General features: G+C 64.9%; 10 protein-coding genes. 5 read left to right on the top strand and 5 right to left on the bottom strand.

What is annotated here, in order from left to right:
* Window positions 1-3: 3 nt before the first annotated feature.
* From D8676_RS16480 to D8676_RS16495, 4 genes are read left to right on the top strand one after another with little or no spacing between them, the layout of a single operon-like run.
* Window positions 4-1,311: a cytosine deaminase gene (locus D8676_RS16480; RefSeq protein WP_121582181.1), complete on the top strand. Its 1,308-nt coding sequence runs from the start codon at window positions 4-6 to the stop codon at window positions 1,309-1,311.
* Window positions 1,311-2,714, top strand: a complete 1,404-nt coding sequence (locus D8676_RS16485; protein WP_121582182.1) for an FAD-binding oxidoreductase — start codon at window positions 1,311-1,313, stop codon at window positions 2,712-2,714. Before D8676_RS16480 ends, D8676_RS16485 begins: the two co-directional genes overlap by 1 nt.
* 10 nt (window positions 2,715-2,724) lie before the next feature.
* Window positions 2,725-3,306, top strand: coding sequence for an NAD(P)H-dependent oxidoreductase (locus D8676_RS16490; RefSeq protein WP_121582183.1), 582 nt, complete (start codon window positions 2,725-2,727; stop codon window positions 3,304-3,306).
* A gap of 13 nt (window positions 3,307-3,319) precedes the next feature.
* Window positions 3,320-3,904, top strand: coding sequence for an NAD(P)H-dependent oxidoreductase (locus D8676_RS16495; protein WP_121582184.1), 585 nt, complete (start codon window positions 3,320-3,322; stop codon window positions 3,902-3,904).
* Between the two features lie 5 nt (window positions 3,905-3,909).
* On the opposite strand, the gene D8676_RS16500 is transcribed toward D8676_RS16495, so the two are convergent.
* From D8676_RS16500 to D8676_RS16515, 4 genes are read right to left on the bottom strand one after another with little or no spacing between them, the layout of a single operon-like run.
* Window positions 3,910-6,360 (bottom strand): FAD-dependent oxidoreductase, encoded by a 2,451-nt coding sequence (locus tag D8676_RS16500; protein WP_121582185.1) that lies wholly within the window; start codon window positions 6,358-6,360, stop codon window positions 3,910-3,912.
* 41 nt (window positions 6,361-6,401) lie between these two features.
* Window positions 6,402-7,583: a pyridoxal phosphate-dependent aminotransferase gene (locus D8676_RS16505; protein WP_121582186.1), complete on the bottom strand. Its 1,182-nt coding sequence runs from the start codon at window positions 7,581-7,583 to the stop codon at window positions 6,402-6,404.
* Window position 7,584: 1 nt separating this feature from the next.
* Entirely contained in the window at window positions 7,585-10,035 is a 2,451-nt protein-coding gene (locus D8676_RS16510; RefSeq protein ID WP_121582187.1) for an FAD-dependent oxidoreductase, read from the bottom strand.
* A gap of 22 nt (window positions 10,036-10,057) precedes the next feature.
* The gene (locus D8676_RS16515) at window positions 10,058-10,651 is read right to left on the bottom strand and encodes an XRE family transcriptional regulator (protein ID WP_121582188.1); all 594 of its coding nucleotides are present in this window, start codon (window positions 10,649-10,651) and stop codon (window positions 10,058-10,060) included.
* Between the two features lie 185 nt (window positions 10,652-10,836).
* Here D8676_RS16515 and D8676_RS16520 point away from each other — a divergent pair, with 185 nt between their 5' ends.
* Entirely contained in the window at window positions 10,837-11,544 is a 708-nt protein-coding gene (locus tag D8676_RS16520; protein WP_121582394.1) for a nitroreductase, read from the top strand.
* A gap of 16 nt (window positions 11,545-11,560) precedes the next feature.
* On the opposite strand, the gene D8676_RS16525 is transcribed toward D8676_RS16520, so the two are convergent.
* Entirely contained in the window at window positions 11,561-12,088 is a 528-nt protein-coding gene (locus D8676_RS16525) for a DUF3280 domain-containing protein (RefSeq protein ID WP_183097124.1), read from the bottom strand.
* Window positions 12,089-12,098: the final 10 nt, after the last annotated feature.

A 12,098-nucleotide genomic window follows, 5' to 3' on the forward strand; every position in this document is an offset into this window, starting at 1 on the left:
CCAGTGGCTGCTTTTCAACTTCCAGCCTCCAGCCCCTACACGCTTTCCCGCGTACGCCTGCACGCCTCGCTCACGCCGGGCCTTGCCGCTCCGGCCGACGCCGAAGGTTTTATCCTGGCCGACCTCGCCGTCGCTGACGGCAAGATCGCCTCCATCGCACCTTACGATCCCGCCGCGCTCCCCGCCTTCGACCTTGCCGGCCGCATCGTCTTCCCGTGCTTCGTCGACTGCCACACGCATATCGACAAGGGCCACATCTGGCCGCGCAGCCCCAATCCGGACGGCTCATTTATGGGCGCGCTGGTCGCCAACGAGATCGACCGCATGTCGCGCTGGAGCGCGGCCGACGTCTCCCGCCGCATGGATTTTGCGCTGCGCTCCGCCTATGCCCACGGCACCAAGGCGATCCGCACCCATCTCGACAGCGTCGCCCCGCAGGAGGAAATCTCGTGGCCGGTCTTCGAGGAGATCAGGGAACGCTGGCGTGGCCGCATCGAACTGCAGGCCTCTTGCCTGACGGGCATCGAGGCCGCCCGCGACAAGGCCTGGTTCGCGGCCCTCGCAAAACGTGTCGCTGCCGCTGGCGGCGTGCTCGGCGCCGTCACCTACATGGTTCCCGACCTCGAGGAACTGCTCGATTTCGTCTTCTCGCTCGCCATCGAGCACGGTCTCGACCTCGATTTCCACGCGGACGAGACGGATGACGTCTCCGCCGTCTCGCTCAGGAAGATCGCCGAGGCTGCACTCTGGAACGACTTCCAGGGCAAGATCCTCGTCGGCCATTGCTGCTCGCTGTCGCGCCAGCCGGACCGCGAGGTGCTCGATACCTTGGACAAGGTCGCCAAGGCCGGCCTCTCGGTCGTCTCCCTACCCATGTGCAACCTCTATCTTCAGGACCGCCGCAAGGACGGCACCACGCCGCGCTGGCGCGGCGTCACGCTTCTCCATGAGATGAAGGCGCGGGGTATCCCGGTCGCGGTCGCCTCCGACAACACCCGCGATCCCTTCTACGCCTATGGCGATCTCGACATGCTGGAGGTCTACCGCATGGCGACGCGCATCCTGCATCTGGACCATCCGGTCGGCGATTGGCCGAGAGCCGTAGCTGCCGCGCCTGCCGAGATCATGGGCATCGACGGGGCAGGGATCTTGGCAACGGGCGGGCCGGCCGATTTCATCATCTTCAAGGGCCGCAGCTTCACGGAATTGCTCTCGCGCCCCGAATCGGATCGCATCGTGGTGCGCGACGGGCGCGCGCTCGAACGCGGCCTGCCCGATTATTCCGAACTCGACGATCTCATGGGTGCGTGATGGATGTTTCAGCGCTGAAGCGCGATCTCGAAGGGCTGAAGATCGAGGACAATCCGAAGATCGTCCAGCAGAAGAGCCGCGACTTCTACTGGTACAGCCCGGTGCTGAAACGACAGCTCGACCATGTGGCGGCCGACATCGTCGTTTCGCCGAAGAGCGAAGCCGAGGTCATGCGCGTGCTGGCGGCCTGCCACCGCCACAATGTGCCCGTCACCCCGCGCGGCACCGGCACCGGCAATTACGGCCAGGCCATGCCGCTGTCGGGCGGCGTCATCCTCAGCCTCGCCGACATGAACGCCGTCACCTCGATCTCGACCGGCCGCGTCGTCGCTGGCCCCGGAGCGATCATCGCCGACATCGACCGCGCCACGCGCGCCCATTCGGGTCAGGAATTGCGCCTGCATCCTTCCACCTACGCCACCGCCTCGATCGGTGGCTTCGTCGCCGGGGGCTCGGGCGGCGTCGGCTCGATCAATTTCGGGGGCTTGCGCGATTTCGGCAATGTACTTCGCCTGCGCGTCGTTACCATGGAGGCCGAGCCGCGCGCGCTGGAACTCACCGGCGAGGACCTGCACAAGGTCACTCACGCCTACGGCACCAACGGCATCATCACCGAGGTCGAGATGCCGCTGACCGCCTCCTACGACTGGGTCGACGTCATCGTCGGCTTCGACGATTTCATGGGCGCCGCCCGCTACGGCAACGCGCTCGCCTGCCAGGACGGGCTCTTGACCAAGCTTGTCACACCGATCGCCGCGCCGGTGCCGCAGCTCTATTTCAAGCGGCACCAGAAATTCTTCCACGAGGGGCAGAGCATCTGCCTCGTCATGGTCGCGCCGCACTCGCTCGACGCCTTCCTCGCCTTCACGCGTCGGGCCGGCGGCGAGGTCGTCTACAATGCCGCAGCCGCTTCCGAGGACGAGAAAAAGGGCCTGCCGCCGAACTACGAGCTCGCCTGGAACCACACGACGCTGCGGGCTCTGCGTGTCGACCCCGCGATCACCTATCTGCAGTCGCTCTATCCGTTCCCCGATCACATGGCACTTGTCGAGAAGATCGACGGGCTCTTCCCCGGCGAGGTTTTTTCCCATCTCGAATTCGTGCGCTTCGACGGCAACATCACCTGCTTCGGCCTCAACCTCGTGCGCTTCACGACCGAGGAGCGGCTTGACGAGATCGTCCGCACCTTCGAGGAAAATGGCTGCCCGATCTTCAATCCCCACCGCTATACGCTGGAGGAGGGCGGCATGAAGCAGACCGACGAGGTCCAACTCGCCTTCAAGCGCGAGGCAGACCCGCAGGGACTGCTCAATCCGGGCAAGATGATCGCGTGGGAGAACCCTGACTACGACTACCGTTCCGGCAAGACCTTCCTGTTCAAGGGGTTGGAAAAAGCTTCATGACGGCAGCGGCATGAAAATCCTCGTCCTCCACGCCCATCCTGTCGAGGAAAGTTTCAATGCCGCGCTGCACCGGCTGATCGTCGAGCGCCTCACTGCGGGTGGCCATTCGGTCGACGACCTCGACCTCTATGCCGAAGACTTCGACCCCAGGCTCACCCGCGCAGAACGGCTCGCCTATCATGACGAGCGCGGACCCACCGACCCCGTCGATCCCTATGTCCGGCGGCTGCTGGCGGCGGAAGGGCTGGTGCTCTGCTTCCCTGTCTGGAACTACGGCTTTCCGGCCATCCTGAAAGGTTTCTTCGACCGCGTCTTCCTGCCCGGCGTCTCGTTTCGCATGATCGACGGAAAGGCGACGCCGAACCTGCATAACATCCGCAAGGTGGTGGCCGTCACCAGCTATGGCGGTTCCTGGTTTCGCGCGGCGCTGATGGGCAATCCGCCGAAAAGGCTGGTCAACCGGGTGCTGCGCCTGACGGTGAAACCCGGCTCGCCTGTCTCCTTTCTCGCACACTATTCGATGAACCTATCGACGCAGGAATCGCGTGAAAAATTCATGGCGAAGGTGGCCGCCAGGATGGAGGCTTTCTGATGCGGAGCTCCCGATGAGATATCTCGTCGTCTACTGCCATCCGGTGCCCGAAAGCTTTGCTGCAGCGGTGCGCGATACGGCTATCGCCGCGCTATCCGATAGCGGCCACGAGGTCAGGCTGGTTGACCTCTACGCAGAAGGATTCAATCCGGTACTCGGTGCCGACGAGCGCCGCAACATGGATCGTGCACCGACCGATCCGGCGCTCGCGCCCCATATCGAAAACATCAGATGGGCGCAGGCAGTTTTGTTCGTATATCCGACTTGGTGGTACGGCTTGCCGGCCATGTTGAAGGGCTGGCTCGACCGTGCGTGGGCGACCGACGTTGCATTCAGCTTGCCGCCCGATGGCGGCCGCATCGTCTCGCTCGTTCAGCACATAAGCCGCATCGGTGTCATCACGACGTGCGGTGCGCCATGGTGGATTTCCGTGCTCATCGGCCAGCCTGGCCGCAAGACGATCCTGCGCGGCGTGCGTGCGCTTTGCGCGCCGACCGCCCGCACGCTCTACGTCGCGCATTACGACATGGACCGTTCCACGCCGGCGAGCCGCGCCTGGTTCCTGGAGAAGGTGAAGAAGAAGCTGGCGGGTTTTTAGGCCGGCTACATCCTCACCCGCTCGGCCCTCGGATCGTACATCGGCTTCAGGCTCGCTTCGGCCGGAAAACGCTCGCCGGCGATCTCGATCTCGTAAGCCGACGCCAGCACGTCCGCCTCGCTCTCGCCCGCGCAGGGCACATAGCCCATGCCGATCGCGCCGCCGAGGAAATGCCCGTAATTGCCCGATGTCACGGTGCCCAGAATCTTGCCGTCGCGCACCACCGCTTCGTTGTGGAAGAGCAGCCGCTCGGCGTCCTTCAGCCGGAACTGCAACAGCCTGCGTGACAGGCCGGCATCCCGCTTCCTGAGCACCGCATCGCGCCCCAGGAAATCGCCCTTGCCGGTCTTCACCGCGAAGCCAAGCCCGGCCTCCAGCACGTGGTCCTCGTCGGTGATGTCGTGGCCGAAATGGCGGAACGCCTTCTCGATGCGGCAGGAATCCAGCGTGTGCAGGCCGCAGAGTTTCAGCCCGAATTCCACGCCGGCCTGCTCGATCGCCTCGAACACATGCGCCGCCTGCTCGGCCGAGACGTAGAGCTCCCAGCCGAGTTCGCCGACATAGGTGACGCGGTGCGCGCGGGCGAGGCCCATGCCGATCTCGATCTCCTGAAACGTCCCGAACGGATTGTTTTCGTTAGAAAAATCGTTTGGGCTCACCTTTTGAATCAAATCTCTCGAGTTCGGCCCCATCAGGCAGAGCACGCTTTCGGCAGCGGTGGCATCGGTGATGACGACAAACTCGTCGCCGAGGTGCTTCCGCAGCCATGCCAGGTCGCGCTGCAGCGTCGCGCCCGGCACGACGAGCAGGAAGGCGGTCTCCGAAAGCCTGCTCACCGTCAGGTCGCTTTCGATGCCGCCCTTCGCGTTCAGCATCTGCGTGTAGACGATGCGGCCCGCCGGCACATCGAGCTCGTTGGCGCAGAGCCTTTGCAGGAAGGCGAGCGCGTCGCGGCCCTCGACCCTGATCTTGCCGAAGGACGTCATGTCGAACAGGCCGACATTGCTGCGGACCGCCAGATGCTCCTCGCGCTGGTTGTCGAACCAGTTCTGCCGCCACCAGGAATATTGATAGCCGTGCTCCTGGTCCGGCCTGGCGAACCAGTTGGCGCGTTCCCAGCCGGCCACCTCGCCGAACACCGCGCCGCGCGCCTTCAGATGCTCATGCAGCGGCGAACGGCGCACACCGCGCGCCGACGCCATCTGCCGGTAAGGAAAATGATCGGCATAGAGCAGGCCGAGTGTCTCGGTAACGCGCGCCTTGAGATAGCTGCGGTTCTTCTGGAATGGCTGCGTGCGGCGGATATCGACCTCCCAGAGGTCGAACGGGGCTTCGCCATCGTTGATCCACTGCGCCAGCGCCATGCCGGCGCCGCCCGACGACACGATGCCGATCGAGTTGTAGCCGGCTGCGACCCAGTAGCCGCGCAGTTCGGGCGCTTCGCCGAGATAATAGCGGTCGTCGGGGGTAAAGCTCTCGGGACCGTTGAAGAAGGTGTGGATGCCGGCTTCGCCCAGCATCGGCATGCGGTTGACCCCCATCTCGAGGATCGGCTCGAAATGCGCGAAATCCTCGGGCAACTGGTCGAAGCAGAAATCCTCGCGGATGCGTTCTCCTGATGGAGGCCATGGCTTTGCCACCGGCTCGAAGGCGCCGAGCATCATCTTACCGGCGTCCTCCTTGTAATAGGCGCACTCGTCCGGAACCCTCAGCACCGGCAGCCGCGTCAGGCCGGGAATCGGCTCGGTGATCAGATAAAAATGCTCGCAGGCGTGCAGCGGCACGTTGACGCCGGACATCGCGCCGAGGTCGCGTGCCCACATGCCGGCGCAGTTGATGACGATGTCGGCCTCGATCGTGCCCTGTTCCTCGCCCTGCGCCCAGGATACGCCCGTCACGCGTCCATCCTTCTGGTGGACCGCGGTGACCTTCACGCCCTCGACGATCCTGGCGCCGCGCTGCCTTGCACCCTTGGCCAGCGCCATGGCGATGTTGGCCGGGTCGCACTGGCCGTCGAGCGGCAGGTGCACCGCGCCCACCACGCCATCGATGTTGAGATGCGGATACATCTCCTTCACTTCGGCCGGCGAGATTTCCCTGACGTCGACGTCGAACGCGCGCGCCACCGTCGCCTGGCGGTAGATTTCGTGCTTGCGCTCCTCGGTCAGCGCTACCGTGATCGAGCCAACCTGCCGCATGCCGGTCGCCACGTCCGTCTCCGCCTCCAGCTTGACGTAGAGGTCGGCCGAATATTTCGCGAGCCGCGTCATGTTCTGCGAGCCGCGGAGCTGGCCGATCAGCCCCGCCGCATGCCAGGTGGTGCCCGAGGTGAGCTGTTTGCGCTCCAGCAACACCACGTCGGTCCAGCCGAGCTTGGTCAGGTGGTAGGCCACCGAGCAGCCGGAAACGCCGCCGCCGATGATGACCGCGCGGGCTTTTGCGGGAAGTTCAGCCATTGGGCGGATGCTCCGGGAGAGGGCGGCGGTATCTTGCCGGTTCAGGCAGCCTTGCTGCGATAGGAGGAAGCGAAGCGGCGGAGGCGCGTCGCGGCGTCGAGCAGCACGTCGTCGGGCTGGCAGAGGCTGATGCGGATATGCCCCGCCGCCGCGTCGCCAAAACTCGATCCCGGCATCACGCCGACCTTCTCCGCGTCGAGCAGCGCCCAGGCGAATTTCTCGTCGTCCGGCTCGATGGCGCGGACGTCGAGCATGACGTACATGCCGCCCTCGGAGCCGCGCACCGTGATGTCGTTCAGCCCGCGGACCGCGTCCAGGAACACCTTGCGGCGGCCGTTGTAGATGTCGGCGATCAGCTCGACCCCGTAGTCGTTCTCCAGCGCTTCGGCTGCCGCCCGCGAGACGAAATCGGTGAGGCCGTAGGTGGTCACAAGGTTGAGGCTGATCAGCAGGGAGATCATGCTCTCCGGCCCGGTCAGCCAGCCGATGCGCCAGCCGGTCATGCCGTGGCTCTTCGACATCGAATTGATCACCAGCGTGCGCTCGGCCATGCCGGGCAGCGAGCGCGGCGAAACATGATGGTCGCCGGCGAGCGTCCAGTAGACTTCGTCCGACAGCAGCCAGAGATCGTGCTTCACGCAGAGCTTCGCAATTTCTTCGAGGCTCTCGCGCGAATAGATGGCGCCGGTCGGGTTGTTGGGCGTGTTGAGCAGGATCGCCCTGGTGTTCGGCTTCAACGCTGCCTCGATTGCCGAAGCGCGCGGCTGGAACCCGTCCGCCGCTTCCGCCTCCACCACCGTGAACTCTGCTTCCGCGGCGCGGAACGTGCCGGGATAGGTCGCGTAATAGGGCGCCACCACCACCGCATGGTCGCCGCGGTCGAGCGTGCCCTGCACGGCTGCGTAGAGCGCGAGCTGGCCGCCCGGCGTGGCGATGATCTGGTCGGCATTGGTCTCGACGCCGGTGCAGCGCGTCGACGCCCTGGCCATCGCCTCGCGCAAGCGCGGGATGCCGGGCAGTTGCGTGTAGTGATGGTAGCCCGATCTCACCGCCGTCACGCAGGCCTCGATCGTCTCGCTCGGCGTGTCGAAGTCGTGGTCGCCGACCGACAGCATGATGATCGGCTCGCCGGCCTCCTTGCGGTTCATGGCGGCGAAATGCACCTCCCAGCCGTCCTTGCCGGAGGGGAGGATGCCGCTGAGGCGTTTCGATGGTGCAGGCATGTTACGCCCTCAGTCTCTCGTTCGTTGGATCCCACAGCGGCTCGTCCTTCTGGACGGTCGCAGGATAGCGCTCGCCGAATATCTCCACCTCGATCCCGGTGCCCGGTGCGGCAAGGTCGGAGCGCAGCATGCCGAGTGCGATGGACTTGTCCACCCTGTAGCCGAAGCCTCCTGACGTCGTCTCGCCGACGACCTTGCCGTCGTGCCAGAGCGTCGACATGTAGGGCGCATCGAAATCCGGGCTGTCGACGACCAGCGTGACGAAACGCTTCTTCACACCCTGCTGCTTCTCGTTCTGCAGCGCCGCCTTGCCCAGGAATTCGGGCTTGTCCCATCTCACGAAACGGTCGACGCCGCCTTGCAGGACCGTGTAGTCGGTCGAGAGGTCCTGCTTCCAGGCGCGGTAGCCCTTTTCGAGCCTGAGCGAATCCAGCGCGAACATGCCGAACGGCTTCAGCCCGTGTTTCTGCCCGGCCGCCCAGACGGCATCGAAGATCGTCTCGGTGTCCTCGACCTTGGTGTGGATTTCCCAGCCGAGTTCGCCAGCGAAGGAGACGCGCACCAGCTGGCACCAGCGTCCGGCGATCTGCACCGACTGGTGCGACAACCACGGCAAGGAAAGGTCGGCGTCACAGAGTTCCGCGAGTATCTGCCGCGACTTCGGCCCCGACAGGATCTGGCAGGCGAAGGCGTCGGTGGCGTTTTGCAGAGTCATTTGAGTCGGTTGCGGCAGATGTTTCTGGAGCCACTCGAAGTCGTGCAGCTCGGCGACCGACGCCGTGATGAGGAAGAAGAAGTCCTCGTCGAGCGCCATGATCGACATCTCGGTGACGATGCGGCCCTTGTCGTCGGCGAAATAGCCGAGCCCGATCCTTCCGGGCTTGGGCACGATGCCGGTGATCATCGTCGACAGCCATGCGCGTGCCCCGTCGCCCTGAAGCCTGAAGCGGGAGAAGCCGGGCAGGTCGAGGATGCCGGCGGCGTCGCGCACCGCGAGGCACTCCTCGCGGACACGCTTTTCCCAGGGGCCGTCGCGCCTGAAAGTTAGCGTCGATTCCTCCGACGTGTCGTCGCCCGGCTGCGCGAACCAAGTCGCGCGTTCCCAGCCGTTATAGGCATTGAACTGTGCGCCCAGCGCCGCGATCCGGCCATGGATCGGCGACAGCTTGCGGTCGCGTGCAGCCGGCCAGGCGTGATGCGGGAAACTGATGGCATATTCGTTGCCGTAGATCTCCATGCCCTTGGCGACGGCATAGTCGGGCTCGGCGGCGAAATCGGTGAAGCGGCGCGGGTCGCAGGACCACATGTCCCATTCGGTCTGACCTTCGGTCACCCACTCCGCCAGCACCTTGCCGGCGCCGCCGGCCTGCGCGATGCCGAAGGTGAAGACACAGGCGTCGAAGGCGTTGGGCACGCCGGGCATCGGACCGATCAGCGGGTTGCCGTCCGGCGCGTAGGGGATGGGGCCGTTGATCACCTTGGAGAGACCCGCCGTGCCGAGGATTGGCACGCGCGCGATGGCGTCGTTCAGGTACCATTCCAGCCGCTCCAGGTCGTCCGGATAGAGCTGGAACGAAAAATCCTCCGGCATCGGATCGTCCGGCGTCGCCCAGTGCGCGCGGCAGTTGCGCTCGTAAGGGCCGAGATTCATGCCGCTCTTTTCCTGCCTGAGGTAGTAGGACGTGTCGACGTCGCGCAGCAGCGGCAGCTTGTGGCCGACTTCTTTCGACCAGGCGGCGAGCTCGGGGATTTCCTCGAACAGTATGTACTGATGGCTCATCACCATCATCGGCACCTTGCGCCCGAAAAGCGCGCCGATCTCGGCCGCGCGATAGCCGCCGGCGTTGACGACATATTCGCAGCGGATTTCGCCTTTCGGCGTCGAGATCACCCACTCGCCGTTCTCGCGCCGGGCGCCGGTCACCGGACAGAAGCGTACGATCTTGGCGCCCATGTCGCGCGCGCCCTTGGCGAGCGCCTGCGTCAGCTGCGCCGGATCGATGTCGCCGTCATTAGGGTCGTAGAGCGCGCCCTTCAGTTCATGCGTCTCGATGAAGGGGTAGCGCCGCTTGATCTCGTCGAGGCCGACGACGTCGATGGCCATGCCCTGGTAGCGCCCCATGCCCTTGGCGCGCTGGAATTCCTGCATGCGCTCGTCGGTGTGCGCCAGCCTCAGCGAACCGGTGACGTGGTAGTTCATCGGATAGTCGACCGCGTCCGCCAATCCGCGGTAAAGCTCGGTCGAATAGCGCTGCATGTTCATCAGCGACCATGAGGACGAAAAGGTCGGCACGTTGCCGGCCGCATGCCAGGTCGAGCCGGACGTCAGCTCGTTCTTTTCCAGGAGCACGCAGTCCGTCCAGCCCGCCTTGGCGAGGTGGTAGAGCGACGACACGCCGACTGCTCCGCCGCCGATGATGACCACGCGCGCGGTCGAAGGGATTTCCGCCACTTCCTGTCCTCCCGATTTCCGCTCAATAGACCGGCGGCGACACGATCCAGATCACCACCGCTGGCTGCTTGCCCGGGTTCTTCCACCGGAACGGCTTTTCCGCGAAGCGGAAGCTGTCGCCTTCGCCGAGCCGGTGCCAGACCCCGTCGATCTCGATGTCGAAGCGTCCGGACACCACGTATCCGGCTTCCTCCGTCTTGCGGAGCGCCGGCTCGTCAAGTGCGGCGCCCGGCGCGAAGACCGAACGCAGCATCTCGAAGCTACCGCCAAGATCGGGCGACAGAAGCTCCTCCACCAGCCCGGATTCGCTTGTACCAAGCGACCGCCGACGGCCCGAGCGCACCACCACGCCGCGTTCGGCGTCGGTTTGCGCCTCATGTCCGAAGAACAGGCTGAGGGGGACGCCGAAGAGTTCGGCAAAGGCCCTGAGGTCCGCCAGCGAAGGCGCCGACAGGCCTCGCTCCACCTGGCTCAGCCAGCCGATGGATCGCTTCAGGCGCTGGCCGATCTCCGCGAGCGTCAGGCCGCGCGCCTTCCTCAGCGCACGGATGTCGCGCGCCAGCAATTGCGCGGCGGACAGCGGTTCCTCGTGGAGCAATGCACTTCCTGGCGACATGGCCGTTCTCGCGAAGCGTCCGTGAAAAAAGTCGTATGAATTTCACGAAACCCGAGTGCCGTGAAAAAATCAAGTATCCTTTCACGGCGTTGGGGAAGATTTACTTGCCGGGCCGTCCGGGACAATGCCATCCCTCGAATTGGCCGACCGTCGGCGATTTGGCGCCGCAACCGGGGCGGGACGACATGCTGGCACGGGACGAAAATACGCCGCTGCATGACGAGGTCGCGATCGTCGACGAGGCGATCACGACGCGGCGCTCCATCCGCGCATTCCGGCTCGATCCGGTGCCGGAACCGACAATCCGCGAAATCCTTGATGTCGCCTCCTGGGCCCCGTCCGGCACCAACATGCAGCCGTGGCGGGTCTATGTGACGACAGGCGAAGCCAAGGAGCGCGTCTCGCGCGCCATCCTCGGTTCGGGCCTGCGCGCCGAGAAGGCGAGGGGCGAGTACAAATATTACCCGGACAAGTTCTTCGAGCCCTATTACGCGCGCCGTCGCGCCGTCGGCTTTGCGCTCTACGGCCATCTCGGCATCGGCAAGCGCGACGTCGACCAGATGCGCGCCCAGCACGACCGCAACTTCGTGTTCTTCGACGCGCCGGTCGGCATGATCTTCACCATCGACCGCAGGCTGAACCAGGGGTCGTGGGTCGACTACGGCATGTTTCTGCAGAACATAATGATCGCGGCGCGGGCGAGGGGCCTGCACACCTGCCCGCAGGCGGCCTTCGCCCCGTATCACCAGCAGATCAGGCTAGTGCTCGGGATCCCTGACGAGGAGATAGTCATCTGCGGCATGGCGCTCGGCTACGAGGACACTTCCAAGCCCGAGAACAATCTGCGCACGGAGCGGGTCTCCGTCGAGGAGTTCGCCACCTTCCTGCGCTGAGTATGTAGCCGCCGGATTATTTGTCGGCCAGGCCGTCCATGACGCGCCGTTCCATCAGCCACTTGGCGCCGCGGGGCCAGGAGTAGTTCGCTCCCATCCGAAGTCCCGTGTAGCCTCCCGCAACCGGTGCGCCGGTGCCGGCATCGACGATCTTGATCAGCATCTCGTATTCGGTCCGGCTGATCCGGTTCACGATTCCCGTCATAGCCAGTCCGCCGCCGAGCTTGGACGCGATCCTGGCCTCGCAGCCATTGCAGTCCAGCACGCCGCCGGCTTTCGCGATGTCGGCCGACGCCGATCCCGCATCCACGATCGTGTACGTCCCCTGCGTCCGAAGATAATTCTTGGCGACCTCGGTCGCCTCGGCGAGATATCTGGCGTCGAGCTCGTCCGCCGGGATGATGCCCGCGCCGGCGCTGGTATCCATCATCTCGAAATCGAAGACGACGACCTCCCTGGTCGGTTGGGCAGAGGCGGGTCCGATGGCGGCCAGCATGGCGATGCCGGTCAGCAGCGATATTGGAAGTCCTGATTTCCTCGCCATGGTCTTGTCC

Source organism: Mesorhizobium sp. YM1C-6-2 (assembly GCF_003666685.1).
Classification (GTDB): domain Bacteria; phylum Pseudomonadota; class Alphaproteobacteria; order Rhizobiales; family Rhizobiaceae; genus Mesorhizobium_K.